Source organism: Pantoea ananatis PA13 (assembly GCF_000233595.1).
GTDB lineage: Bacteria > Pseudomonadota > Gammaproteobacteria > Enterobacterales > Enterobacteriaceae > Pantoea > Pantoea ananatis.
This window is the reverse complement of record NC_017554.1, coordinates 415,838-439,730: the sequence shown is the minus strand read 5'-3', so window position 1 is coordinate 439,730 and position 23,893 is coordinate 415,838. Positions and strand designations below refer to the sequence as shown.

Sequence of the window (23,893 nt, the reverse complement as noted above, 5' to 3'; positions counted from 1 at the left end):
AGCGCCGGGTGCGGATCAATAAGGCCGGTCACCTAGCACCGTCGCCCGCTGCATCACTCGCCTCGCCGGATAGTAGTCCGCATTCGCATAGTGCTGTGTCACCCGGTTGTCCCAGATAGCCAGGTCGTTTGGCTGCCAGCGCCAGCGCACCTGAAACTCGGGCCGGGTCACGTGGGCAAACAAAAAGCCCAGTAGCGCGTCGCTCTCTTTCTGACTGATATCCATAATTCGCGTAGTAAACCCCTCGTTGACAAACAGGGCCTTCTTGCCACTCACGGGATGGGTGCGGATCACCGGATGATAAACGGGGGGATTTTTCGCCACAGCCTGCTGCCACTGCCGATGCGCCTCTTCCGTCTTGCGATGCTTATATTCAGGAAACGCCTTGGTAAAGTCATGCTCTGCACGTAACTCAGCCAGTAATGTCTTAAAAGGCGCAGACAGCGCCTCGTAAGCGGCAATGCCGCTGGTCCACAACGTATCGCCCCCAGACTCAGGCAGCACTTTAGACGCAAGTAACGCCACGGCGGGCGGCGTTTGAATAAAGGTCACATCGGTATGCCAGTTGTCATTATCCGGCGGATTATCCAGGTGCGTGTCCAGAACGATGATCTCTTCCACGCCCTCGGCATGAGGGTAAACCGGATGAATATGGAGATCGCCAAAGCGAATCGCCAGTGCGCGATGCTGCTCGGGCGTAATGACCTGTTCGCGCAGGAACAGCACCTGGTGACGCAGCAGCGCATGATAAAGCTGTTCAAACTGCGCGTCGCTGAGGGGACGTGATACATCAAGGTTGCCGACCTGGGCACCGATAAAAGGCCCCAGCGGCTTGATGGCTAACTTTTCGTTCATTTTTGCTCTCCATTCCAGGGCGTTAACCGGCGTTGCAACGCACGCAGACTCAGCTCTAAACCAAACGCAATCACGGCAATGACCGCGATCCCTGCCAGCACCACATCCGTAGCAAGAAACTCGCCCGCCGACTGCACCATAAAACCCAAGCCTCGGGTTGCCGCGATTAACTCGGCAGCCACCAGCGTTGACCATCCCACGCCCAGACCAATCCGTAACCCGGTCAGTATCTCCGGCAGGGCGCCAGGCAAAATGACCCAACGCAGCTGTTGCCAGCGGGTCGCTCCCAACGAGGCCGCCGCACGCAGACGAACCTGCTGAGCATGACGCACGCCCGCCACCGTCGACAGCACCACCGGGGCGAATATAGCCAGATAAATCAACAGGATTTTCGAGGTCTCGCCAATACCAAACCAGATCACCATCAGCGGCAAATACGCCAGCGGCGGTACGGGCCGGTACAGCTCAATCAGCGGATCGATCAACGCACGCACGACCGGGCTGATGCCCATCGCGATCCCCACCGGGATGCCGATCGCCGCCGCCGCGGTTAAGGCAATCAGCATCCGCGTCAGACTGGCCGACAGATGCTGCCACAGCGTGGCGTCCATAAATCCTTGCGGGCCAGCCACCAGCAGTAGCTTACTTACTACCTGCTGCGGCGAAGGTAAAAACAGCGGTGCAATGAGGCCCAGCGCGGTCACGCTCCACCAGACGAACAGCAGCACAAGCAGGCTCAGGGCGCTCAGCGTAAACGAGGTGGAAAAAGGCCAGCGCAGGCGACGGTGGCGCACGGTGGCCGGCTCATCGTTGATCAGCGCACTCATACAAAGGCCTCCCGCTGTTCAAATACCCGACTCAACACATATTCCCGCTGGGCAATAAAATCAGGATCGGATTTAATGCTCCGGCAGGGTTCGCCCTCCACGAAACGCTGACCAAAATTAAGCGTCATTTTTTCCTGCACGCGCCCTGGCCCGGGAGAGAGCAGCACCAGCTCGCTGGCCAGAAAGATGGCTTCTTCAATGTCGTGAGTGATAAGCAGAATCTGCTTACCGCTGTTGCGCCACAGGGTTAATAACAGGGTTTGCATTTGCTCACGCGTAAACGCGTCAAGTGCGCCGAAAGGCTCATCCAACAGCAACAGTTGTGGATTGGCCGCCAGCGCCCGGGCGATCCCGACGCGCTGGCGCTGGCCTCCTGACAGCTGCCAGATAGGGCGTTTTTCCGCACCTTCGAGTCCGACGCTTTTGATGAAACCCCGTGCAATCTCCTCACGCTGCTGGCGCGCCATGCCGGCTATCTGCAAGCCGAAAGCCACGTTATCCAGCACGTTACGCCACGGCAGCAGGCCTTCGTTCTGAAACACCACGCCACGCTCTGCGCCCGGCCCGCGCACAGGCTCCCCGTCCAGGGAAACCGTGCCGGACTCAACCGGTAAAAATCCGGCGATCAGGTTAAGCAGGGTTGTTTTGCCACAGCCTGACGGCCCCAGCACGACCATCAACGCTTTTTTATCAAGCTGTAACGTGATGTCCTGCAACACAGGCTGGCCGCCATAACTCGCGTTCAGGTGAGCGATACGTAACATGGCGCTCTCCTCAGGGTTTAGCCAAGGGGGCAACAAAGCGGCTGGTGACATAACGGCTGTAATCACTGCCAGCCTGCGGCACTTTTCCCTGCGCTTTCAGAAACTGCGCCGTATCCACGATGGCCTTGTTCACCGGCTGATCCAGCTGTTTAACCTGCTGCGCGGCCGTAAGGTAGGTATTGCCTTTTACCAGTTCCGGAACCGCTTGCTCTGGCACGCCGCTTAAACGCGAAAGCTTGCTGAGGTTGTCAGCCTGTTTCAGCCACTTTTCCGGGTCATCCAGATAGGCTTTCTGCGCCTCAAGGGCGCTGCGGGCAAAGGCGGTAACAATATCAGGATGCTGCTGTGCGAAGTCTTTACGCACGACCCAGACATCCAGCGTAGGCGATCCCCAGCGGCCAACCTGAGAAGAGTCTGTCAGGACCTTGCCGTCCTTTTCCAGTGCATTGACAGCCGGTGCCCAAACGTACGCGCCGTCGATATCGCCCCGCTGCCAGGCGGCCACAATAGCGGGCGGCTGCAGGTTCACCAGTTGGACCTGGGAGGGTTTAATTCCCCAGTGCTTCAAGGCAGCAAGCAGGCTGTAGTGCGTGGTGGAGATAAAGGGGACGGCGATGCGTTTGCCAATCAGATCCTGAGGGCTGGCGATGGTTTTCCTGACAACAAGCGCTTCTGAATTCCCCAACTGAGAGGCGAGCAAAAACGCTTCTATCGGGAGTTGCTGCGTCGCCGCAACCGCTAGCGGACTGGACCCAATATTGCCTATCTGCACATCTCCGGATGCCAGGGCGCGCAATACGCCCGCCCCACTGTCGAATTTGCGCCAGGCTACCGTTGCGCCGCTCTCTTTAGCAAAAGTGTTATCTGCCTGCGCCACCTTGGCCGGTTCGGCAGAGGTTTGATACGCCACCGTCACGTCGACCGCGCCGGCCTGAAACGCCAGCAGTGCCAGCACAGTAGCCAAAATGGTTGACTGCCCTTTTAACATGATTTTCCCCATCACTTTTATGATGTGGGCAGTGTTGCTGGCAGGATTAATTTCACAAAGGAATTAAAAGTTATCCCTAATAGAAAGAAATTCTTAGATCATCATCTGCAATAGATTGCTGTTATATGCAAATTAAAATTCAGACAAAAAGCCATAAATTTGTCAGGCGCTCACATGCTGGGTGTGCTATTGATATGCGCTATTATTTGCTCCCGGTGAGGCCTGCGAGTTCGATGTCGATCGACAAAGTTGCCCTGTTAGCTGGCGTGTCTAAAGCCACGGTATCCCGCGTGCTTAACGCTCATCCAGGTGTGAAAGCGGATACGCGCCAGAAAGTGCTGGATGCCATTTCAACCAGCGGCTATCAGCCAAACCTGTTAGCGCGTCAGTTGCGTACCTCACAAAGCCATATGCTGCTGGTGCTGATTTCAGATATCACCAATCCCTTTTGTTCCAGGGTGGTGCAAGGCATTGAAGCGGAAGCCGAAATGCATGGCTACCATATCCTGTTGTGTAATTCCGCCTCGCAGTTTAAACGCGAAGCCGCTTACCTGACGCTGCTCACAGGCAAAGTCGTTGATGGCGTCATTACCATGGACGCGGCGGCCGGGCTGGAAAGCCTTATCGATATCATTGGAGATGCGCCCTGGGTGCAGTGCTCAGAGTTTGATCCCCAGATTGCGGCATCCTCGGTCTCCATCGATCATCTTGAGGCTGCGCGCGATACCGTACATTACCTTGCTGCCAGAGGCCGCCAACGCATTGCACTGGTCAACGGTGACATGCGTTATCTGTATTCCCAGTATCGTGAGCAGGGTTATCGCCAGGCCATTGAGCAAACGGATTTGGGCTGGTCTAAGGTCGTCTATACTGCGGATATTTCCTGTGAAGAAGGCAGTCGGGCTTTACGGGAGATGTTGCACTCACCCGAGCGACCAGACGCGGTCTTTGCCGTGTCCGATGTACTGGCGGTCGGCGTCGTGCATGCGGCGCTGGAAGCAGGCTTGCGCGTGCCCGAGGATTTGGCTGTGGTCGGGTTTGACGGTATTCCCTTTACCGGCAGCCTGAATCCGCCTTTGACCACCATAGAGCAACCGATGAATGAGCTGGGCGCCCGCAGCGTACAGTTGCTGCTGAAAAAAATCCGTCAGCCCCATGCGCCGGTTGTCAGGGAGGTGCTGCCCTGGAAGCGCCTGGAACGCGCCTCCAGTTAACGTCAGCGCCAGATGAGCAGTACGCAGGCTGCGGTTAACAGCCCCATACTGAGGTTAAATATCTTCCACGCGCGCGGACTGCGTAAAACACGGCCAATCATCGCGCCAAACCCCATCCAGATGATGCCCGCGACCAGATTGACCATCACCATCCCTACGCTGATTAACAGGACAGAGTGGCGATATCCGGCACCGGCCAGGCTAAAGCTGGCTATCGCCCCCAGGGCCATTAACCAGGCTTTGGGATTGATCAACTGCAACAATCCTCCCTGCCAGAAGGGCATGGGCGCGACCGGTGCCGCATCGGTCTCCAGCTTTTCGTATGCGGCGGTCGCAATTTTCCATGCCAGCCACAGAAGATAGAGGCTCCCGGCAACTTTCAGGATAAGGTGCAGTGAGGGATAGAGCAGGATCAATCCCCCTACGCCAAACGCCACCATCAGTAGCATCAGTTGCATACCAATCATGATGCCGACCATTAACGGAAGGGTTCGGAAAAAGCCAAAGTTGGCGCCCGAGGCGGTGAGTAACATATTATTAGGTCCGGGTGTAATCGCCGCGACCCAGAGAAACCCTAACATTGATAAAAAAAGACTGAGTTCCATTAATCCGGGTTCTCCCTCCATTATGTGAAAACTTATCGAAGCTAACAGTGTGATATGGAACAGACAAGCCTTTACAACATGAAATTTTCGGGCCCGGACGGCGCGGCGTTCAGCCCCATGCGCGGCCTGACCAATCCGCATGTGCAAACCATACTGCCGCGCCTGTTCCGCCGTACTCTAGCGTTAACGCCTCACTGGCAGCGGCTGGATTTACCCGATGGTGATTTTGTCGATCTGGCCTGGAGTGAAGATCCACAGTTTGCCGCGCATAAACCACGCGTGGTGCTGTTTCATGGTCTGGAAGGAAGCTTCCACAGTCCCTACATCCATGGCCTGATGCAAGTCTGCAGGCAACGTGGCTGGCTGGCCGTAGTGATGCATTTTCGCGGCTGTAGCGGCGAGCCGAACAGGCTAAACCGGATTTACCACTCCGGCGAGACGGAAGATGCACGCTTTTTCCTGACCTGGCTGAAGGCCCGCTGGGGACAGGTTCCTACTGCAGCTGTGGGGTTTTCGCTGGGCGGGAATATGCTGGGTTGCCTGCTGGGCCAACAGGGCAGTGACGTTGCGCTGGATGCCGGCGTTATCGTTTCGGCACCCTTGATGCTTGAACCCTGTAGCGCCCGACTGGAACGCGGGTTTTCCCAAATTTATCAGCGTTACCTGCTGAGCCAGCTTAAAAAGAATGCCAGGCGCAAGCTGCACGCATGGCCCGACACCTTACCGGTCAATCTCAGTCAGCTGAATGCCCTGCGTCGCCTGCGTGATTTTGACGACGCCATCACGGCCCGGGCGCATGGCTTTGCCGACGCCACGGACTATTATCGCCGTGCCAGCGCCCTGCCGTTGCTGAGATCGGTGACAAAACCGTTGCTGATTATCCATGCAAAAGATGACCCCTTTATGAGCGATGAGGTGATCCCGCAGAATGACCAGTTATCTGCCACTATTACCTATCAGCTGACAACACACGGTGGTCATGTTGGATTTGTGAGTGGTACCCTGCGTCAGCCTGAATTGTGGCTGGAACAGCGCGTGCCGCAGTGGATTTCCCCTTATCTGGATAGCTAACCCTGTGATTATTCCCTGGCAACAGGTTTCTCCCGAAACCCTTGAAAACGTTATTGAAGCCTTTGTTCTGCGCGAAGGTACCGACTACGGCGAACAGGAACTCAGCCTGACCGAAAAAGTCGCCAATGTGCGACGCCAGCTGCAGCAAGGTGAAGTCGTGCTGGTCTGGTCTGAGCTTCACGAATCGGTCAACATCATGCGCAAAAGTGAGTTCCGTGGCTGATGCACAGAACGAAAAATCGTGCTAACAATGCTCATCGCCTGATTTCACAGGGAGTTTCACTATGTCGGCACGTCATCCGATTATCGCGGTAACAGGTTCCAGCGGTGCCGGAACCACTACCACCAGCCTCGCATTCCGTAAAATTTTTCAGCAACTCAATTTGCACGCGGCCGAGCTGGAAGGGGACAGTTTCCACCGATTTACCCGGCCTGAAATGGATATGGCTATCCGTAAGGCGCGCGATCTGGGTCGCCATATCAGCTACTTTGGCCCGGAGGCGAATGATTTCGGTCTGCTGGAGCAGACCTTTGTTGAATACGGTGATCAGGGCAAGGGCCAGTCACGTAAATACCTGCATACCTACGACGAAGCGGTGCCCTGGAATCAGGTGCCAGGTACCTTTACCCCGTGGCAGCCGCTGCCACCGGATACGGACGTGCTGTTTTATGAAGGACTGCACGGCGGCGTCGTGACGGCTCAGCACAACGTCGCTGAAAAAGTGGATTTACTGGTCGGCGTCGTCCCCATCGTTAACCTGGAGTGGATTCAGAAGCTGGTACGCGATACCGGTGAACGCGGTCATTCGCGTGAAGCCGTAATGGATTCGGTGGTGCGCTCAATGGAAGATTACATCAATTTCATTACGCCGCAGTTCTCACGCACCCATATTAACTTTCAGCGGGTTCCAACCGTCGACACCTCTAACCCCTTTGCGGCACGCACCATTCCTTCACTGGATGAAAGTTTTGTCGTCATCCACTTTCAGGGGCTGGAAGATATTGATTTTCCCTACCTACTGGCTATGCTGCAGGGATCGTTTATTTCCAATATCAACACGCTGGTTGTACCTGGCGGGAAAATGGGGCTGGCGATGGAATTAATTATGGCACCGCTGGTAAAACGGCTCATGGAAGGCAAACGCATTGAATAAAATCAGAGGCCGCGCTGGCCTCTGAATAATTACAGCTCGATAACTTCGTAACTGTGGGTAATTTCCACCCCTTTGCCTAACATAATGGCAACCGAGCAATACTTCTCAGCTGAAAGGTCGACCGCACGCGCCACGGCTTTATCTGAAAGTGCTTTTCCACTGACGATAAAATGCAGGTTGATGCGGGTAAAGATGCGAGGCGCTTCTTCCCGGCGTTCTGATTCGAGTTTTACTTCGCAATCAGCCACATCGTTGCGACCTTTTTGCAAAATTGATACCACATCAATGGCGCTGCATCCGCCGGCCGCCATCAGCACCATTTCCATAGGGCTGGGCGCTTTATCGCCGGAATTGCCGTCCATTAAGACCTGATGTCCGGACGAAGACTCGCCGAGGAATGTTAACCCTTCAACCCATTTGACTCTTGCCTGCATAATCTGGCCCCCAGAATGCCCTGTTTTTGCGTCAGAGTACGCTTTTGCCTGGTAAACAGCAATCCGGAGAAATCAGCCTTATTGCTGAAGCGAGACAACACAAGACAGTCGGCGAAAGCTGTGCTACAAACAGTGCTGAAAATATTTTTCGTCATCCGAAGACGAAGCCGGGAAGAATGATGCGCTCTGCGCAAATGCAGCCCGAATAATTTCCTGAATGGAAACACGCTTAACGCTTTCATCGCCTGGCAGGGAAACTGAGCCCTGTATTTTGGGCACGATTACAATAGAGGATAATAGCGAATGGTTCTCGGCAAACCGCAAACAGACCCTACACTTGAATGGTTCCTGTCCCATTGCCATATTCACAAGTATCCATCCAAAAGTACGCTGATTCACCAAGGTGAAAAAGCCGAAACGCTTTACTACATCGTGAAAGGTTCCGTCGCGGTACTGATTAAGGATGAAGAAGGCAAAGAGATGATTCTTTCTTATCTGAATCAAGGCGATTTTATTGGTGAGCTTGGCCTGTTTGAAGAAGGTCAGGAGCGCAGCGCCTGGGTACGTGCGAAAACTGCGTGCGAAGTGGCAGAGATTTCCTACAAGAAATTCCGTCAGCTCATTCAGGTTAACCCGGATATTTTGATGCGCCTTTCTTCTCAGATGGCTCGCCGTCTGCAGGTGACGTCAGAAAAAGTGGGAAATCTCGCTTTCCTGGATGTGACCGGACGCATTGCACAAACGTTGCTTAATCTGGCTAAACAGCCAGATGCCATGACGCATCCTGACGGCATGCAAATTAAAATTACTCGTCAGGAAATTGGCCAAATCGTTGGTTGTTCACGTGAAACCGTGGGCCGTATCTTGAAGATGCTGGAAGATCAGAACCTGATCTCCGCACACGGCAAAACCATCGTTGTTTACGGCACACGCTAAGCCTGACTGTTCACGGCGTGATGGCGACATTATGCCGTGAATGTCTTGTGTTGAGCCGATGTGGCGAAGAATAATCTATCACCCCGAAGTTAACTATGCGCTGCGCCAGACGCTGGTGTTGTGCCTTCCCGTAGCGCTCGGCTGGCTGTTCGGCGATCTGCAAAAAGGATTACTGTTCTCATTGGTTCCCGCCTGCTGCAACATTGCCGGTCTGGACACGCCCCACAAACGCTTCTTTAAACGCCTGATCATCGGCGGCAGCCTGTTTGCCCTTGGCAGTTTACTGATGCAGTGGCTGCTGCTTAAAGACGTGCCGCTGCCGCTCATCCTGTTTGCCCTGCCTTTGCTGCTTGGCGTCACCGGAGAGATCAGTCCGCTGCACGCCCGACTGCTGCCCGGCACGTTAATCGCGGCAATTTTTACCCTCAGCCTGATTGGCCGTATGCCCATTTACGTTCCGCCCCTGCTCTATATCGGTGGAACGCTCTGGTATGGCCTGTTCAACTGGTTTTGGTTCTGGCTGTGGAAAGAGCAGCCGATGCGCGAAAGCCTGAGCCTGATCTACCGTGAGCTGGCAAATTACTGTGACGCCAAGTACAGCTTATTGACGCAGCTGACTGATCCGGAAAAAGCCCTGCCGCCCCTGCTGGCGCGTCAGCAAAAAGCGATCGATCTGATCAACACCTGCTATCAGCAAATGCATATGCTGTCTGCGAGTCGCGATCACAGCCACAAACGCCTGACCCGGGCGTTTCAGGTAGCACTGGATCTGCAGGAGCATATCTCCGTCAGCCTGCATCAGCCGGAAGAGGTCCAGAAGCTGGTCGAGCAAAGCCATGCTGAAGCCGTCATCCGCTGGAACGCCAGAACGATTTCAGCCCGGCTGCGCGCGCTGGCCGACGATATTCTGTATCACCAACTCTCTGGTCGTTTCGATATGGACAAGCAGTTGGGTGCGCTGGAGAAAATCGCCCTTCAGCATCCGGACAATCCGGTGGGTAACTTCTGTCTCTATCATTTCAGCCGTATCGCCCGGGTGCTTCGAACCCAAAAGCCGCTTTATCAACGCGACCTGATGGCCGATCGCCAGCGTCGTTTACCGCTGCTGCCCGCGTTGCGGAGCTATCTGTCGCTGCGGTCTTCCGCACTGCGAACGGCCGGGCGTTTTTCCGTCATGCTGATGCTGGGCAGCGCCCTGGCCGTGTTCTTTTCGATTCCTAAGCCCTACTGGATTTTGATGACCATCATGTTTGTCAGCCAGAGCAACTACAGCGCAACCCGCGTACGTATTCAGCACCGGGCCCTGGGAACCTTTGCCGGACTGGCTATCGCGGCGGCGTCGCTACGCCTGGATGTGCCTGAACCGCTGGTGCTGAGCATCATGCTGGTGATTACCTTTATCAGCTACCGTTTTACCCGCCAGTTTTACGGCTGGTCAATAGTGGGATTTACGGTTACGGCCGTTTATACGCTGCAACTGCTCTCCCTTAACGGGGCACAGTTTTTACTGCCCCGCCTGCTGGATACGCTGATGGGCTGCCTGATCGCCTTTGGGGGCATGTTATGGCTGTGGCCGCAGTGGCAAAGTGCCCTGCTGCGCCAGAATGCCCATGATGCGCTGGAGGCCTGTCAGGATGCCCTGCGAATGTTGCTGGGCCCGGAGCAGTCACCCGATGCGCTGGCTTACCAGCGGGTTAAGGTCAACCAGGCGCATAACGCCGTATTCAACTCCCTGAATCAGGCCATGCAGGAGCCGGGATTTAATTCACGCTACCTGCAGGATATGCGCTTATGGGTCACGCACTGCCAGTTTATCGTGGAGCACATTAACGCCATGACCATTCTGGCACGCGAACATACCATGCTGCCGCCCACGCTGGCTGAGCACTACCTGCAATGGTGCGAGATCGCCCTGCAACGGTGTCAGCAAAGGCTGGAATATGATGGGGAAAGTTCGCAGACGGATCTGCTACAGGGCGTGGAAGATATAAATGAGGGGCCGGTCACGGTACTGGAGCAGCACGTCAGGCGCATCCTGGAGCATCTGAAAGTCATGCACACGATCTCTTCTCTGGCCTGGAACCAGCGGCCTCATCATGGCCGCTGGCTGTTGCGCAGTCTGCGCCGCAAATAACTCAGGCAGACAGCACTTTCTCTACCGCGCGGGCAAAGCGAGCCATGCCCTCTTCGATATCGGCAGGCTCGATAATCAGCGACGGTGCGAAGCGCATCACATCTGTTCCGGCCACCAGCACCATGACGCCTTCCGCAGCTGACGCATTCAGAATATCGCGCGCCTTGCCCGCATGCTGCGGCTTCAGGGCTGCACCAATCAGCAGGCCTTTACCACGGATATCACTGAACAGGTCGTGACGCGCATCAATAGCCTTGAGCGCCTCAACAAACTGCTGGCGGCGGATTTCTACCCCATTCAGTACAGCTGGCGTATTGATAATATCTAACGCGGTTTCTGCGATCGCGCATGCCAGCGGATTGCCGCCATAAGTCGTGCCATGCACGCCAGGCGCCATGGTTGAGGCTACCTCATTGGTGGTCAGCATGGCGCTTACCGGAAAACCGCCGCCCAGCGCCTTCGCCGAGGTCAGAATATCGGGCGTCACGCCGTAGTGCTCATAGGCAAACAACTTACCGCTGCGCCCCATGCCGCTTTGCACCTCATCCAGTACCAGCAGCGCCTGGTGTTTGTCGCACAGTTCACGTAACCCCTGCATAAACGCTGGTGTTGCAGGCATCACACCGCCTTCACCCTGAATCGGCTCCACCACAATGGCGCAAGTGTGATCGTCAATCACCGCCTTAACCGCGTCCAGATCGTTGAACGGCACATGAACGATATCGGCGGGTTTCGGGCCAAAACCGTCGGAGTACTTGGGCTGACCGCCCACCGTTACGGTGAACAGCGTCCGGCCGTGAAAGGCGTTGTGAAAGGCAATGATTTTGCTTTTGAACGGGCTGTGGCGTTTACAGGCATAGTAGCGAGCCAACTTAAACGCGGCCTCATTGGCTTCTGCCCCCGAATTAGCAAAAAAGACCCGCTCCGCAAACGTGGCGTTGATCAGTTTACTGGCCAGACGCAGCGCAGGTTCATTGGTAAACACATTGCTGGTATGCCATAAGGTTTCGCCCTGTTTCTTCAGGGTCTCAACCAGCGCCGGGTGGCAATGGCCCAGAGCGGTCACGGCAATGCCGCCAGAGAAGTCGATATATTCTTTACCCTGTTGATCCCAGACGCGGCTTCCTTTGCCTTTTACCGGTACAAACTGAGCAGGTGCATAAACAGGCAAAATAACCTGATCGAACGTCTCACGCGTTACTGCCATATTTTCCGCTGTCATTGACAACCTCATTAACTGATTCGTTGAGTCACGATGAAATAATAATCATGAAATATGCATAAAAAATCACTTAAAGGCAAACACAACTTTACTGGTGCAGGAAATTAGCCAACAGCTGGTGTCCCTGTTCACTGAGGATGCTCTCTGGATGAAACTGCACGCCTTCCAGTGCGAGCGTTTTATGGCGAATCCCCATAATCTCATCCGGCTGGCCGTTACGCAGGCTCCATGCGGTCACCTCGAACTCATCAGGTAAGGTTTCCGTTTTGACAATAAGTGAATGGTAGCGCGTAACGGTCAACGGCTGATTCAGACCGCGGAAGACGCCGCAACCATTGTGCTGCACCGCCGAGGTTTTACCATGCATTACCTCGCGAGCGCGGACGATCTGCGCCCCAAAAACCTGGGCTATCGCCTGATGGCCCAGGCAAACGCCCAGTACAGGAAGACGGCCAGCGTAATGGCGGATGGCCTGCAATGAAATACCGCTCTGATCGGGCGTGCAGGGGCCGGGAGAAATCACCAAATGAGTCAGCGGCAGCGTGCGCATCTCATCAAGGGTAATAGCATCATTTCTTACTACCCGAACCTGAGCACCCAGTTGGCAAAAATACTGGTAGAGGTTCCAGGTAAACGAGTCGTAGTTATCAATAAGCAGCAACATGATTGTGATTTCAGGCAGACCGGAGGGATGCGCGGAGCGTTCAGCATCCAGAGTGATGACCAGAGCGCTATCCTATCATGCTGTTCAGGATGAGTGTGATGTGGGGATGCAGGATAACCGGTTTCGTGCAGGGCGACGCACCTGGGGCGCCGCCCTGTGGCGTAAGCGGATCAGGGGGCTTTGGCTTCACTGACGATACGGGCAAAGAGCTTTTCCAGCGGCTGCAACGCGCCGGCGGCACTGGCCTGATTTGCCGCAACCCAGTCTTCGGCGCTCAGGTTGTCCCATTCCAGCACGTAGCCGGCATGCAGCGCCAGCTGTTCAAAGAAAATACGCTGCGCCCTGCCGTTACCTTCGCGGAAGGGATGCAGCATATTGACTTCGCAATAGTACCAGGCAATCCGTTTTACAAACTCAGCCTGAGGCAGACAGGCCAAGGCTTTCTCCTCTTCCAGCGCCGCCATCAGTGCATTTCCCTCTTTTTCGATGTACTCGAAATGACAAAAAGGGGTTTCGTCGCGCCAGATGTCCAGCGTACGCAGTTCGCCGGCCCAGCTATAGACGTCCTGAAACAGGGTACGGTGAATATGGCAGAGGTAGGGCAATCCGATCTTGCACGGGCCCAGTTCAAGCGTGGCAAGGCGCGCGGCACTAAAGCTTAACTCGGCTTTACGCAGCTGCGCGGCATCGTGAATATCAAGACGGTTTTTCAGTACGGTATCGTTTTGCCACAGGTAGGGATCCTGAGTGACGGCAGTGTTAGCAGCCATATTGCCTCCTCAGTGAGGCCAGACGCGCTTCTGCATCTTCACCCTTGATTTCCGGTTCCGTCAGGGTAAAGCCTTCGAGCCGACAGCTTGCCCGATAGCTGGCATTTCGCCGCTGTTGCCAGAGCGCTGCTTTTTGTTTATCTGTGAGTTTGTTTGCCATACCGCCTCCTGCTCAGGTTTGCTCTAAGTATAAGAGCAAATTTTCCCTTTGCCGGAGACGAGATGGCATGGGATCAAATTACGGTAAGACTTTCGCTGACAAAATAACCACAGGTTTGGTTGGCACATTCTGATACGGGCCCACGTCTTTTGTCGGCACCTGAGAAATTTTATCCACCACGTCCTGGCCTTTGACAATCTTACCAAATACGGCGTAACCAAAATCACGTTGACCGTGATCCAGGAAAGCGTTGTCAGCAACGTTCAGGAAGAACTGGCTGGTGGCGCTGTCTTTATCGGCGGTACGGGCCATTGAGATGGTGCCACGCAGGTTGCGCAAGCCGTTGTCTGCTTCGTTTTTAATCGGCGCGTTGGTCTGTTTTTGCTGCATTTCACTGGTAAAGCCACCGCCCTGGATCATAAAGCCAGGAATGACGCGGTGAAAAATCGTGTTGTTATAGAAACCGCTGTTGACGTAATCCACGAAGTTTTTAACTGAAACCGGTGCTTTTTGATTATTCAGTTCGAGTTCGATATTGCCAGCAGAGGTGGTAAGCAGAACATGCGTATCACCTTTAGCCGCTAAAGCTGAGGCGGAAACAGAAGAGAGCGCTAACAGGGCAACTGCCGCTGTCAAAGTACGTTTAAACATGAGTAATTCCTTACTTTGGAGAGCCAGCTCAAAAACGATATTGATTGTAAAGAGCATGTAATACAAGAGCCAGCGTTTTACCTATATTTACGCTAAAGGCACCCACCAGAGCCTGAATAAGGTTGCTTGCGCTTCGTGACTAAAATCACAGTATTGATGAAATGAATGACATCAGTTTTCACTCTTAGTTTATTAAGATCACGGTTACGTTTACAATTTCTGACGCTTCAGGCTCTCCCGCTTCCTAACAGGTTCAGAACATGACAAATCGTAATCGTATCGGCCTTACCTGGATTAGCTTTCTCTCGTATGCGCTTACCGGCGCACTGGTGATTGTCACCGGCATGGTAATGGGCGATATCGCGAAAGATTTCCAGATTCCTATCGACAGTATGGGCAACACCTTCACCTTCCTGAACAGTGGCATTCTGGCTGCGGTTTTCCTTAATGCCTGGCTGATGGTGATTGTGCCGCTCAAACGGCAGCTGATATTCGGCTTTGTGCTGATGGTGTTAGCCGTCATCGGCTTAATGACCAGCCGCGATCTGTCGGTATTTTCACTGTGCATGTTCGTGCTTGGCGTGGTCAGCGGCATTACCATGTCGATTGGCACCTTCCTGATAACCCATATGTACGAAGGCCGTCAGCGCGGTTCACGTCTGCTGTTTACGGATTCGTTCTTCAGCATGGCAGGCACCATTTTCCCCATCCTTGCCGGTATCCTGCTGGCGCGTCATCTGCCGTGGTACTGGGTTTACGTCTGTATTGGCGTGATTTATGTTGGCATTTTTATCATGACGCTGTTTGTTGAATTCCCGGTGCTGCGCAAGCCGGAGAACAGCCCGACCGTTGAGAAAGAGAAATGGGGGGCTGGCGTCCTGTTTCTGGCCATTGCGGCGCTATGCTACATCCTGGGCCAGTTAGGCTTTATTTCCTGGGTGCCAGAGTACGCGACCAAAGTCATGGGCATGAATATTGACGACGCCGGTCAGCTGGTGGGCAGTTTCTGGACCGCCTACATGGTCGGTATGTGGGTGTTCAGCTTCCTGCTGCGCTTCTTTGATCTGCAACGTATTTTGATGGTGCTGGCAGGCCTGGCAACGGTGTTGATGTACTGGTTCGTAAGCAGCCATGACGCCAGCATGCTGAGATGGATTATCTTAACGCTGGGCTTTAGCTCAAGCGCGATCTATACCACTATTATCACCCTGGGCTCGCTGCAAACCAAAGTGGCCTCACCCAAGCTGGTTAACTTTATTCTGACCTGCGGCACGGTCGGCACCATGCTGACCTTTGTTGTGACGTCACCGATTGTGAAAAACAGCGGCGTTCACAGCGCGCTGTTAACCGCAAACGGCCTGTACGCGGTGGTGTTTATTATGTGTGTGCTGTTAGGTCTGGTGACCAAACACCGCTCCCACGGTCATAACACCCATTAATCTCTCTGGGCGGCGCCACCGTGCCGCCCTCGCCTTTCAGCGTTTAAACGTCACGTCTTCCCACTGTTCTAAACAGATTGCGCTTTTCGCAGGCTGAGTCTCGGCGATCACCTTTCCGCGACGCAGCGAATAGCGCACCGGTACCTGTCTTCTCACCGCGTCAAAGCCGTTTTCCGCTGGCAGGATAATCAAGCTGGCGTCATGCCCGCGTTGAATGCCGTATTCTGCAAGATTCATCGTTTTGGCACTGTGATGGGTGATGAGATCGAGCCCGGCATTAATTTGTTCATAGCCCATTAGCTGACACACGTGTAGCCCCATATGCAGCACCTGGAGCATATTGGCCGTGCCCAGCGGATACCAGGGATCAAACACATCATCGTGACCAAAGCAGACGTTAATCTCCGCCTCCAGAAGCTCTTTAACACGGGTAATGCCGCGCCGCTTAGGGTAACTGTCAAAACGACCCTGAAGATGAATATTGACCAGCGGATTCGCTACAAAGTTAATCCCGGAGAGCTTCAGGAGTCGAAACAGACGCGATGTGTAGGCACCGTTATAGGAGTGCATCGCCGTAGTGTGGCTTGCGGTCACGCGTGCCCCCATGCCATCGCGGTGGGCCAACGCGGCCACGGTTTCAACAAAGCGCGACTGCTCATCGTCAATTTCGTCGCAGTGCACATCCACCAGCCGGTCATAACGGTTAGCCAGCGCGAACGTTTTATGCAACGACTCGACGCCGTATTCCCGGGTGAATTCAAAATGAGGAATCGCCCCGACGACATCTGCGCCGAGCCGCAGCGCCTCTTCAAGAAGCGCTTCACCATTGGGATAAGACAGGATGCCTTCCTGCGGAAACGCCACGATCTGAATATCAATCCAGGGTGCCATCTCCGCTTTAAGTTCCAGCATCGCTTTGAGAGCCGTTAAGGTGGGATCGGATACGTCCACATGGGTACGGACATACTGTATGCCGTTCGCTATTTGCCACTTCAGCGTCTGCATTGCCCGCCGTTTGACGTCCTCATGACTCAGCAACGCTTTGCGCTCTGCCCAGCGCTCAATGCCCTCAAACAAGGTCCCGGACTGGTTCCAGGCTGGCTCTCCCGCGGTTTGCGTGGTATCCAGGTGAATATGAGGTTCAATAAAAGGCGCAAGGGCCAGGCCACCTTCCGCATCCAGCGAGGCGCCGTCCGCAGATATCTGCTGAGGCTGTGCCGTCATTCGGACGATTTTCCCTTCAGCAATTTCTATCTGCCACAGTCCGTCACGTGTGGGCAGACGCAGATTGTTTATCCATCGAAGTGGTGCGGTTGTCATTGCGGGCTCCTGATACGTTAAGCGCTGCTGATTAAAGCTAACACGATAGCGTTGCCCTGCTCCAGATGACTTTGTAAGTCAGTGACCTCACTTAAGGTAATGGGCTGAATCGTGCAGCGCTCCCTTAAGAGGTATAGCGTACTGCGATTGATGTACATCAATAAGCGCCAGACAGGTGATTCGCCGCTGTCGGATTGTCCTGCACGAAACATTACGCTGGTGGTAAAAACAAAACGGCGAGCCTATGCTCGCCGTTTACATGCCTGACCCGCCGATTAGGGCTGAGCGACAAAACCTACAGCGTCATAAACCTTTTTCAGGGTTTCCTGCGCCTGAGCACGGGCTTTCTGCGCACCGTCACGCATCACCTGCTCCAGCAGCGCTTCATCGTTACGGAAGCGATGATAACGTTCCTGCAGATCAGTCAGCATACCGGACACCGCATCAGCTACTGCGCCTTTCAGATGCCCGTACATTTTGCCTTCAAACTCCTGCTCCAGCGCCGTTACGGGCTTGCCGGTCACGCCTGACAGAATGTCCAGCAGGTTTGATACGCCCGCCTTCTCTTTAATGTCATAGCGAATGACAGGTGGCTCTTCCGAGTCGGTCATCGCGCGCTTGATTTTTTTGACCACGGATTTTGGATCTTCCAGCAGGCCGATAACGTTATTGCGGTTATCGTCCGACTTAGACATCTTTTTCGTCGGTTCCAGCAGGGACATCACGCGTGCGCCAGATTTAGGAATGAACGGCTCGGGCACTTTAAAGATATCGCCATACAACGCGTTAAACCGGCTCGCAATGTCGCGACTCAGTTCAAGGTGCTGTTTCTGGTCTTCACCCACTGGCACCTGCGTCGTCTGATAAAGCAAAATGTCTGCAGCCATCAGCACCGGATAGCTGAACAATCCCGCGTTGATGTTTTCTTCATATCGCGAGGATTTGTCTTTAAACTGCGTCATACGGTTCAGCTCACCAAAATAGGTGTAGCAGTTCAGGATCCAACTGAGCTGCGTGTGCTCGGGCACATGGGACTGAACGAAGATAGTGCTTTTCTCGGGATCGATACCACAGGCCAGATACAGCGCCAGCGTATCTAAGGTGGCTTTACGCAGTGCTGCCGGGTCCTGGCGAACGGTGATCGCGTGCAGGTCGACGATACAGTAAATGCAGTGGAAATCATCCTGCATCTGCACCCACTGACGCAGCGCACCCATATAGTTGCCAATGGTCAGTTCGCCGGACGGCTGTGCGCCGCTGAAAACGATGGGTTTGCTCATGCTTATGTCCTGATAAATTACCGCCCGATAGCGGGCAAAAGTTCGTCAAAAGAGTCAAGGGTGAGATCGGGTTGGCTGGTCGCAATAGGCTCGCCGTAGTTATAGCCAAAGGTCATACCAATATTGGGAACACCAGCCGACTGCGCAGCCAAAATATCGTTGCGCGAATCCCCGACAAACAGCAACTGCGCGGGCAGCAGGCCAAATTTACCCAGCACCAAAAAAATGGCCGCAGGATGCGGTTTTTTCGCTACGACGTCATCACCGCCAATAATCAGCGAAAACGCGTCATCAATCCCCAAAGACTTCAGCAGCGGGGCGACAAACGGCGTAGGCTTATTGGTCACAATCGCCATCGGTATCCCCTGCGCCTGCAGGGTTACCAGCGTTTCCTTAACCTGAGGAAACAGCGTGCTGCCGGCTTCCACGGTACTGGCATAGTGCTTGTCAAAGAGCACTCGCGCATCACGCTGCTCATCCTGCTGTGGCTCACGCCCCAGCGCCCAGGTCAGCGCGCGGGCCATCATGATATCCGCACCGTTACCAATCCAGGTGGACACGCGCGCCACGCCAGCAGCCGGTAAACGCAGATCCGCAAGCGTCAGATCGATTGCGTCAGCCAGGCCCGGCGCGCTGTCGACCAGCGTACCATCCAGATCGAACGCCAGTGCGCGTATATCAGTGAAATGAGCCATTGGCTTTCTCCAGCTCGTTTCGCATGTCATCGATTACTTTTTTATAGTCCGGATGGCCAAAGATGGCTGAACCGGCCACAAACATATCCGCGCCTGCTGCGGCGATCTGGCCAATATTATCAATCTTCACGCCGCCGTCCACTTCCAGACGAATGCTGTAGCCGCTCTGATCGATGCGCTTACGCGCTTCACGTAGCTTATCCAGGGTGCCGGGAATAAATGACTGCCCGCCGAAGCCAGGGTTCACCGACATCAGCAGAATGATATCCAGCTTATCCATCACGTAATCAAGGTAGCTGAGCGGCGTGGCGGGATTGAAGACCAGGCCGGCTTTGCAACCGTGCTCTTTGATCAACTGCAGCGTACGGTCAACATGCTCGCTGGCTTCCGGGTGGAAAGTAATGTAGGTGGCACCGGCTTTGGCAAACTCGGGAATTAACGCATCCACGGGCTTCACCATTAAATGCACATCGATTGGGGCCGTAATACCGTAATCGCGCAACGCTTTCAGTACCATCGGTCCCATGGTCAGATTGGGAACATAGTGGTTGTCCATAACGTCGAAGTGAACCACGTCGCCTCCGGCCGCCAGTGCTTTCGCAGTGTCTTCACCCAGGCGAGCAAAGTCTGCCGAAAGGATGGAAGGGGCCAGCAAATATTGTTTCATCCGATTCTCCACTGTTGTGCGCCAGCATCGCTGCTGGCGAAATACCCTGGCCGCGGACGAAACAGACTAGCGATAGAGTGCCAGCAGTTCGTCGACCTTGGTGCGGCCGGTTATGCTTCGGCTAATAGAACGCCGGACTTTAACCACATGTAACACGGCATCCTGATACCAGCAACGCGTCAGCTCAGTATCATGATTAGAAATCAGTACCGGAATCTGGCTCTCAGACGCCAGCTTAGCCGCCAGCTGTGCCAGATGCTGCTGTTCATGCAGACTGAAACTATTGGTGTGGTAAGCCGTAAAGTTAGCCGTCGCGGACAGTGGCGCGTACGGCGGATCACAATATACCACAGAGCCTTTCCGGGCATTGTTCAGGGTAACATCGTATGATTCACAGACAAACGTCGCTTTCTGCGCACGTTCGGCAAACCACAGTAACTCTGCTTCCGGAAAGTATGGTTTGCGGTAGCGACCAAAAGGGACGTTGAACTCGCCGCGTAAATTGTAGCGACACAGGCCGTTGTAACAATGACGATTAAGATAGAGAAATAGCAGCGCACGCTGATAAGCATCCTGGCTGAGATTGAATTCAGTGCGGAGCTGGTAATAGCAGGCTTCGTTATTCCCTTCAGGCGTAAAGAGTAAACGCGCATCGCGGATAAAATCTGCCGTACGCGTTTTCACGATGTTGTAGAGATTGATGAGATCGTTGTTGATATCGGCCAGATGATAGCGATCAAAATCGGTGTTGAGAAACACTGAGCCAGCGCCAACAAAGGGTTCGATCAGGCAATCACCTTGCGGCAGGTAACGGTGGATCTCTTCGACTAAGGGAAACTTTCCCCCCGCCCATTTCAAAAAAGCGCGATTTTTTTTCATGCTGTCGTGGTAATTACATCTTATTGTGAGGCTGTGGTTAAACCGACAGCAGATCTGCGCTTAAAACGGGACCGGCAACGGCCGGTCCCACATCATTTATTGGCTGGCTTCTTTCCTGACCTGACTGACCGGTTTTACCCATGGGTTCTGTGCGCGGACGGCGGCAGGCAAGGTTGCTACAGCGCGTTTTGCGTCCGCGGGCGTTGCATACGCACCACTCACCAGCACGTACCAGGGTTGGCCATTGCGCGTCGTCTTATACACATGGTACGCGCTCAGATTCTGTTTCCTGGCCCATGCATTCAGGCTTTCTGCTTTGGAGGCACCGCTCAGCTGCAGAGTGTAATTGCCGCCAGGCAGCGATTTACTCGCCGCTGCGCCGCTGCCAGTGGCTTTAGCTGGCGCAGTATTCGCGGCAGTGTGCGCTGGCGTGGTGTGGGTTTTGTGCTCGCTGGCTGCGGGCTTAGTCGCGGTTTTGACCGGTTGCTCACGCATGTGACGTGGGGCGACCGCGGTCTGACCTGAAGGCGCCCGGCCTGTTGTTGCTGGCGCTGAACCGGCTTTGCCGCTAACCGTGGCGGGCGCCGTAGGCAGTGAGCTGCTGTTTTCTGCTCCCTGCACCGCGCCATCAACCTGCTGCTGTTGATTGGTCAGGGCGCTGTTGAGATCGCCGGGTAACGTTACGCGCTGCTGATTTGCTGGGGTTTCAACGGGCGCTGCCTGCGTCGGCGTTGAAGCCACCGGCGGCATAGAAATATCGCGTGGCGCATTTGTCGCTCCGGCAGAAGAATCCGTACCCGGTGCATTCTGCGCTGTCGAAGAGGACGGCTGAGTCCCTGCGGCATTTTGTCCACCGCTCATGGCGGTAGATCCACTCAGATCAATATTTTTTTCGCTGCCCGTTCCCGCGGCTCCGCTGGCAGGCGCGTTCTTATTATCGCTGGCCGAAGAGGACTTACTGTCGTCAGAACCGTTGAGCGCAGAACCGATTCCCAGCACTAACAGCAGTAACACCAGAATCCCGACGCCCATCATGACATGCTGGCGCGATACCGGTGCTTTCGTCGCAGAAGACGATTTACGTGGGCGCGAGGGACGACGGTCGCTGGCGTCAGGTTTTAACTCATCATCCGGTTTGAACTCATCCATTTTGCCTCCTCCGTAAAGCGGCATCCCGCACTGCGCACCTGCGCGCCGCGTCACCACTTACCTGCTTAATATCAAGATTTCTGGCAATCATTAATTGCAGCCATCACCATATCATGAGCCACGCCACCGCGCACTTCAGCGCGACCAATGGACAGCGGCAGTATCAGACGCAATTCACCGGCCAGCACTTTTTTGTCACGCATCATATGCGGCAAATAGTCCTCTGCCTGCATCTCTACTGGCCCGTTCACCGGTAAACCGGCCCGCTGCAGTAAAGCAATGATGCGATCGGTGTCCTGTGCGCTGAACTGGCCCAGACGTTGCGCCGTGCGCGCCGCCATGACCATCCCGGCAGCAATCGCCTCACCATGTAACCAGTTGCCGTAGCCCATATGGGCCTCAATGGCATGACCAAAAGTATGACCCAGATTCAGTAATGCGCGCTGACCGTGCTCGTGCTCATCTGCGGCAACGACCTCCGCCTTCAACTCGCAGCAGCGGCGAATACACCAGGCCAGTGCAGATTCATCCAGTGCCAGAAGCCCATCAAGATTCTGCTCAAGCCACTGAAAGAATTCACCGTCCAGGATAATGCCATACTTGATGACTTCAGCCAGACCGGAAGCCAGTTCACGTGGCGGCAGTGAACGAAGACATACCGTATCGATCACCACCGAGGCGGGCTGATAAAACGCGCCGATCATGTTTTTGCCAAGAGGATGGTTAACGGCCGTTTTGCCGCCAACCGATGAGTCAACCTGCGACAGCAGCGTTGTCGGTACCTGAATAAAGCGCACGCCGCGCTGATAGCTTGCCGCAGCAAACCCCGTTAGATCGCCAATGACACCACCGCCAAGCGCCACCAGCGTAGTATCACGGCCGTGGGGTTTTTGCAGTAGTGCGGTAAAGACCTGATCCATCACGGTCAGCGTTTTATACTGCTCACCGTCGGGCAAAATCACCTGATCCGTTTTCACCCCCGCCGCCTTCAGCAGAGCCGATACCTTATCCAGGTAGAGCGGTGCCAGCGTCTGGTTGGTCACCAGCATGGCATTGTCACCCGCTTTTAACGGCCAAAAAGAAGCCGGATCGTTAAACAGTCCGGCGGCGATAGTGATGGGGTAACTACGTTCCCCCAGTGAAACGGTGATCTTCTCCATGATGCTCGATACCTGTCAAAGAGCCTTCAAACGTTGGATCAACTTTTTTCCAACATGTGGATAATCTGATTCGCCACCACTTTTGCACTTTGATCGTCAGTGCGGATAGTGACGTCGGCGATCTCTTCATAAAGCGGGTTACGTTCACCTGCCAGCGCTTCAAGCACTTCACGCGGCGGTGATTCTACCTGCAGTAAGGGGCGTTTTTTATCACGCTGTGTACGTGCCAGTTGTTTCTCAATAGTGGTTTCAAGATACACCACGACGCCGCGAGCGGAGAGACGATTACGTGTTTCCCGGGATTTTACGGAGCCACCGCCGGTCGCCAGGACGATGCCCTGCTTCTCGGTCAGTTCATTGATGATTTTTTCTTCACGATCGCGGAAGCCAGCTTCGCCTTCAACGTCAAAAACCCAGCCCACATCCGCTCCGGTGCGTCGCTCAATTTCCTGATCGGAATCGAAGAACTCCATATTGAGTTGCTGAGCCAACTGACGGCCAATAGTGCTTTTGCCGGCACCCATCGGCCCAACCAGAAAGATATTGCGTTTCTCTGCCATTTTGTCGGTATTACTAAGAATTCGTTAATGATACCCCGCTTTCAGCATTTTGCTGGCGGGACAGGAACTGAGACCTCATGAGCGTTAGCAAGAGTCAGACGAAAAATTATCTCAACACTCAAGGCTGTTTGGCAACCGATTATATTGCTTACAGCACATCCATTTCTGAATTGGCCCGTCGTTCGCGAAACTGTAATGCGTCAGTACAGCGTTGTGACATTACGGCGAGCAGAGGAATTCTTTCATCTGCTTGCCTGGTTTTTCCAACACAGACGCTTACAACGTGTTAAAAATC

General features: G+C 54.5%; 26 protein-coding genes. 7 read left to right on the top strand and 19 right to left on the bottom strand.

Annotated features, from left to right (window positions below; all coding sequences use genetic code 11):
* Positions 1 to 15: 15 nt before the first annotated feature.
* From tauD to tauA, 4 genes are read right to left on the bottom strand one after another with little or no spacing between them, the layout of a single operon-like run.
* Positions 16 to 855, bottom strand: coding sequence for a taurine dioxygenase (gene tauD, locus PAGR_RS02020; protein WP_014604866.1), 840 nt, complete (start codon positions 853 to 855; stop codon positions 16 to 18).
* Positions 852 to 1,682 carry a taurine ABC transporter permease TauC gene (gene tauC, locus PAGR_RS02015; RefSeq protein WP_013027484.1) on the bottom strand — a complete coding sequence of 277 codons (831 nt, stop codon included), beginning with the start codon at positions 1,680 to 1,682 and terminating at the stop codon, positions 852 to 854. Before tauC ends, tauD begins: the two co-directional genes overlap by 4 nt.
* Positions 1,679 to 2,446: a taurine ABC transporter ATP-binding subunit gene (gene tauB, locus PAGR_RS02010; protein ID WP_014604865.1), complete on the bottom strand. Its 768-nt coding sequence runs from the start codon at positions 2,444 to 2,446 to the stop codon at positions 1,679 to 1,681. The genes tauC and tauB overlap by 4 nt, the downstream gene beginning before the upstream one ends.
* Before the next feature lie 10 nt (positions 2,447 to 2,456).
* Positions 2,457 to 3,446 carry a taurine ABC transporter substrate-binding protein gene (gene tauA, locus PAGR_RS02005; protein WP_014594767.1) on the bottom strand — a complete coding sequence of 330 codons (990 nt, stop codon included), beginning with the start codon at positions 3,444 to 3,446 and terminating at the stop codon, positions 2,457 to 2,459.
* A gap of 221 nt (positions 3,447 to 3,667) precedes the next feature.
* On the opposite strand from tauA, the gene PAGR_RS02000 reads away from it, so the two are divergent.
* Positions 3,668 to 4,648 (top strand): LacI family DNA-binding transcriptional regulator, encoded by a 981-nt coding sequence (locus tag PAGR_RS02000; RefSeq protein WP_014604864.1) that lies wholly within the window; start codon positions 3,668 to 3,670, stop codon positions 4,646 to 4,648.
* 2 nt (positions 4,649 to 4,650) lie between these two features.
* Here PAGR_RS02000 and PAGR_RS01995 read toward each other — a convergent pair whose 3' ends face one another.
* Positions 4,651 to 5,253 (bottom strand): LysE family translocator, encoded by a 603-nt coding sequence (locus PAGR_RS01995; protein WP_014604863.1) that lies wholly within the window; start codon positions 5,251 to 5,253, stop codon positions 4,651 to 4,653.
* A 54-nt stretch (positions 5,254 to 5,307) separates the two neighbouring features.
* On the opposite strand from PAGR_RS01995, the gene PAGR_RS01990 reads away from it, so the two are divergent.
* The 3 genes from PAGR_RS01990 (at position 5,308) to PAGR_RS01980 (ending at position 7,478) form a co-directional block, all read left to right on the top strand.
* Positions 5,308 to 6,324, top strand: coding sequence for a hydrolase (locus tag PAGR_RS01990; protein WP_014594769.1), 1,017 nt, complete (start codon positions 5,308 to 5,310; stop codon positions 6,322 to 6,324).
* A 4-nt stretch (positions 6,325 to 6,328) separates the two neighbouring features.
* On the top strand, positions 6,329 to 6,547 hold the full coding sequence (locus PAGR_RS01985; RefSeq protein ID WP_013027490.1) for a YheU family protein: 219 nt from the start codon (positions 6,329 to 6,331) through the stop codon (positions 6,545 to 6,547).
* 61 nt (positions 6,548 to 6,608) lie between these two features.
* Positions 6,609 to 7,478: a phosphoribulokinase gene (locus tag PAGR_RS01980; protein WP_013027491.1), complete on the top strand. Its 870-nt coding sequence runs from the start codon at positions 6,609 to 6,611 to the stop codon at positions 7,476 to 7,478.
* A gap of 29 nt (positions 7,479 to 7,507) precedes the next feature.
* Here the strand turns inward: PAGR_RS01980 and PAGR_RS01975 are convergent, their stop codons facing one another.
* Positions 7,508 to 7,912: an OsmC family protein gene (locus PAGR_RS01975; protein WP_013027492.1), complete on the bottom strand. Its 405-nt coding sequence runs from the start codon at positions 7,910 to 7,912 to the stop codon at positions 7,508 to 7,510.
* A 303-nt stretch (positions 7,913 to 8,215) separates the two neighbouring features.
* Between PAGR_RS01975 and crp the strand changes: the two genes are divergently transcribed.
* Entirely contained in the window at positions 8,216 to 8,848 is a 633-nt protein-coding gene (crp, locus tag PAGR_RS01970; protein ID WP_000242758.1) for a cAMP-activated global transcriptional regulator CRP, read from the top strand.
* A 58-nt stretch (positions 8,849 to 8,906) separates the two neighbouring features.
* A complete protein-coding gene (locus tag PAGR_RS01965) occupies positions 8,907 to 10,982 on the top strand; it encodes a YccS/YhfK family putative transporter (protein ID WP_014604862.1) in 2,076 nt (691 codons plus the stop codon).
* Position 10,983: 1 nt separating this feature from the next.
* Here PAGR_RS01965 and argD read toward each other — a convergent pair whose 3' ends face one another.
* The 5 genes from argD to ppiA form a co-directional block, all read right to left on the bottom strand.
* Positions 10,984 to 12,204, bottom strand: coding sequence for a bifunctional acetylornithine/succinyldiaminopimelate transaminase (gene argD / locus PAGR_RS01960; RefSeq protein ID WP_013027494.1), 1,221 nt, complete (start codon positions 12,202 to 12,204; stop codon positions 10,984 to 10,986).
* Positions 12,205 to 12,292: 88 nt separating this feature from the next.
* Positions 12,293 to 12,868, bottom strand: a complete 576-nt coding sequence (locus PAGR_RS01955) for an aminodeoxychorismate synthase component II (protein ID WP_014594773.1) — start codon at positions 12,866 to 12,868, stop codon at positions 12,293 to 12,295.
* Between the two features lie 170 nt (positions 12,869 to 13,038).
* Complete coding sequence (locus PAGR_RS01950; protein ID WP_014604861.1) at positions 13,039 to 13,638, bottom strand: putative adenosine monophosphate-protein transferase Fic; 600 nt, start codon at positions 13,636 to 13,638, stop codon at positions 13,039 to 13,041.
* The gene (ficA, locus tag PAGR_RS22895; RefSeq protein ID WP_013027497.1) at positions 13,628 to 13,798 is read right to left on the bottom strand and encodes a FicA/YhfG family antitoxin; all 171 of its coding nucleotides are present in this window, start codon (positions 13,796 to 13,798) and stop codon (positions 13,628 to 13,630) included. The genes PAGR_RS01950 and ficA overlap by 11 nt, the downstream gene beginning before the upstream one ends.
* A 78-nt stretch (positions 13,799 to 13,876) precedes the next feature.
* Positions 13,877 to 14,449, bottom strand: a complete 573-nt coding sequence (ppiA, locus tag PAGR_RS01945) for a peptidylprolyl isomerase A (RefSeq protein WP_014604860.1) — start codon at positions 14,447 to 14,449, stop codon at positions 13,877 to 13,879.
* A gap of 260 nt (positions 14,450 to 14,709) precedes the next feature.
* On the opposite strand from ppiA, the gene tsgA reads away from it, so the two are divergent.
* A complete protein-coding gene (tsgA, locus tag PAGR_RS01940; RefSeq protein ID WP_013027499.1) occupies positions 14,710 to 15,888 on the top strand; it encodes an MFS transporter TsgA in 1,179 nt (392 codons plus the stop codon).
* Between the two features lie 36 nt (positions 15,889 to 15,924).
* On the opposite strand, the gene PAGR_RS01935 is transcribed toward tsgA, so the two are convergent.
* From PAGR_RS01935 to aroK, 8 genes are all read right to left on the bottom strand, one after another.
* Positions 15,925 to 17,208, bottom strand: a complete 1,284-nt coding sequence (locus PAGR_RS01935; protein ID WP_014594776.1) for a cytosine deaminase — start codon at positions 17,206 to 17,208, stop codon at positions 15,925 to 15,927.
* 275 nt (positions 17,209 to 17,483) lie between these two features.
* On the bottom strand, positions 17,484 to 18,488 hold the full coding sequence (gene trpS, locus PAGR_RS01930) for a tryptophan--tRNA ligase (RefSeq protein ID WP_013027501.1): 1,005 nt from the start codon (positions 18,486 to 18,488) through the stop codon (positions 17,484 to 17,486).
* 17 nt (positions 18,489 to 18,505) lie between these two features.
* Positions 18,506 to 19,183 carry a phosphoglycolate phosphatase gene (locus PAGR_RS01925; RefSeq protein ID WP_014604859.1) on the bottom strand — a complete coding sequence of 226 codons (678 nt, stop codon included), beginning with the start codon at positions 19,181 to 19,183 and terminating at the stop codon, positions 18,506 to 18,508.
* Positions 19,167 to 19,850 (bottom strand): ribulose-phosphate 3-epimerase, encoded by a 684-nt coding sequence (gene rpe, locus PAGR_RS01920; RefSeq protein WP_014594778.1) that lies wholly within the window; start codon positions 19,848 to 19,850, stop codon positions 19,167 to 19,169. Before rpe ends, PAGR_RS01925 begins: the two co-directional genes overlap by 17 nt.
* 66 nt (positions 19,851 to 19,916) lie before the next feature.
* Positions 19,917 to 20,729 (bottom strand): adenine-specific DNA-methyltransferase, encoded by an 813-nt coding sequence (gene dam / locus PAGR_RS01915; protein WP_013027504.1) that lies wholly within the window; start codon positions 20,727 to 20,729, stop codon positions 19,917 to 19,919.
* Between the two features lie 96 nt (positions 20,730 to 20,825).
* Positions 20,826 to 21,878: an SPOR domain-containing protein gene (locus PAGR_RS01910; protein ID WP_014604858.1), complete on the bottom strand. Its 1,053-nt coding sequence runs from the start codon at positions 21,876 to 21,878 to the stop codon at positions 20,826 to 20,828.
* Between the two features lie 71 nt (positions 21,879 to 21,949).
* On the bottom strand, positions 21,950 to 23,038 hold the full coding sequence (gene aroB, locus PAGR_RS01905; RefSeq protein WP_014594780.1) for a 3-dehydroquinate synthase: 1,089 nt from the start codon (positions 23,036 to 23,038) through the stop codon (positions 21,950 to 21,952).
* 38 nt (positions 23,039 to 23,076) lie between these two features.
* Positions 23,077 to 23,598 carry a shikimate kinase AroK gene (gene aroK / locus PAGR_RS01900; protein ID WP_013027507.1) on the bottom strand — a complete coding sequence of 174 codons (522 nt, stop codon included), beginning with the start codon at positions 23,596 to 23,598 and terminating at the stop codon, positions 23,077 to 23,079.
* Between the last annotated feature and the right edge of the window lie 295 nt (positions 23,599 to 23,893).

What these genes read in the sequence shown, in the direction of transcription:
- ppiA (WP_014604860.1), bottom strand. Translation starts at nt 14,449, where the DNA reads ATGTTTAAACGTACTTTGACAGCGGCAGTTGCCCTGTTAGCGCTCTCT.
- PAGR_RS02000 (WP_014604864.1), top strand. Translation starts at nt 3,668, where the DNA reads ATGTCGATCGACAAAGTTGCCCTGTTAGCTGGCGTGTCTAAAGCCACG.
- dam (WP_013027504.1), bottom strand. Translation starts at nt 20,729, where the DNA reads ATGAAAAAAAATCGCGCTTTTTTGAAATGGGCGGGGGGAAAGTTTCCC.
- rpe (WP_014594778.1), bottom strand. Translation starts at nt 19,850, where the DNA reads ATGAAACAATATTTGCTGGCCCCTTCCATCCTTTCGGCAGACTTTGCT.
- PAGR_RS01975 (WP_013027492.1), bottom strand. Translation starts at nt 7,912, where the DNA reads ATGCAGGCAAGAGTCAAATGGGTTGAAGGGTTAACATTCCTCGGCGAG.
- PAGR_RS01910 (WP_014604858.1), bottom strand. Translation starts at nt 21,878, where the DNA reads ATGGATGAGTTCAAACCGGATGATGAGTTAAAACCTGACGCCAGCGAC.
- PAGR_RS01935 (WP_014594776.1), bottom strand. Translation starts at nt 17,208, where the DNA reads ATGACAACCGCACCACTTCGATGGATAAACAATCTGCGTCTGCCCACA.
- trpS (WP_013027501.1), bottom strand. Translation starts at nt 18,488, where the DNA reads ATGAGCAAACCCATCGTTTTCAGCGGCGCACAGCCGTCCGGCGAACTG.
- PAGR_RS01925 (WP_014604859.1), bottom strand. Translation starts at nt 19,183, where the DNA reads ATGGCTCATTTCACTGATATACGCGCACTGGCGTTCGATCTGGATGGT.
- tauA (WP_014594767.1), bottom strand. Translation starts at nt 3,446, where the DNA reads ATGGGGAAAATCATGTTAAAAGGGCAGTCAACCATTTTGGCTACTGTG.
- PAGR_RS01950 (WP_014604861.1), bottom strand. Translation starts at nt 13,638, where the DNA reads ATGGCTGCTAACACTGCCGTCACTCAGGATCCCTACCTGTGGCAAAAC.
- aroB (WP_014594780.1), bottom strand. Translation starts at nt 23,038, where the DNA reads ATGGAGAAGATCACCGTTTCACTGGGGGAACGTAGTTACCCCATCACT.
- aroK (WP_013027507.1), bottom strand. Translation starts at nt 23,598, where the DNA reads ATGGCAGAGAAACGCAATATCTTTCTGGTTGGGCCGATGGGTGCCGGC.
- PAGR_RS01965 (WP_014604862.1), top strand. Translation starts at nt 8,907, where the DNA reads ATGTGGCGAAGAATAATCTATCACCCCGAAGTTAACTATGCGCTGCGC.
- ficA (WP_013027497.1), bottom strand. Translation starts at nt 13,798, where the DNA reads ATGGCAAACAAACTCACAGATAAACAAAAAGCAGCGCTCTGGCAACAG.
- tauD (WP_014604866.1), bottom strand. Translation starts at nt 855, where the DNA reads ATGAACGAAAAGTTAGCCATCAAGCCGCTGGGGCCTTTTATCGGTGCC.
- PAGR_RS01980 (WP_013027491.1), top strand. Translation starts at nt 6,609, where the DNA reads ATGTCGGCACGTCATCCGATTATCGCGGTAACAGGTTCCAGCGGTGCC.
- argD (WP_013027494.1), bottom strand. Translation starts at nt 12,204, where the DNA reads ATGACAGCGGAAAATATGGCAGTAACGCGTGAGACGTTCGATCAGGTT.
- PAGR_RS01995 (WP_014604863.1), bottom strand. Translation starts at nt 5,253, where the DNA reads ATGGAACTCAGTCTTTTTTTATCAATGTTAGGGTTTCTCTGGGTCGCG.
- PAGR_RS01990 (WP_014594769.1), top strand. Translation starts at nt 5,308, where the DNA reads ATGGAACAGACAAGCCTTTACAACATGAAATTTTCGGGCCCGGACGGC.
- PAGR_RS01955 (WP_014594773.1), bottom strand. Translation starts at nt 12,868, where the DNA reads ATGTTGCTGCTTATTGATAACTACGACTCGTTTACCTGGAACCTCTAC.
- tauB (WP_014604865.1), bottom strand. Translation starts at nt 2,446, where the DNA reads ATGTTACGTATCGCTCACCTGAACGCGAGTTATGGCGGCCAGCCTGTG.
- crp (WP_000242758.1), top strand. Translation starts at nt 8,216, where the DNA reads ATGGTTCTCGGCAAACCGCAAACAGACCCTACACTTGAATGGTTCCTG.
- tsgA (WP_013027499.1), top strand. Translation starts at nt 14,710, where the DNA reads ATGACAAATCGTAATCGTATCGGCCTTACCTGGATTAGCTTTCTCTCG.
- tauC (WP_013027484.1), bottom strand. Translation starts at nt 1,682, where the DNA reads ATGAGTGCGCTGATCAACGATGAGCCGGCCACCGTGCGCCACCGTCGC.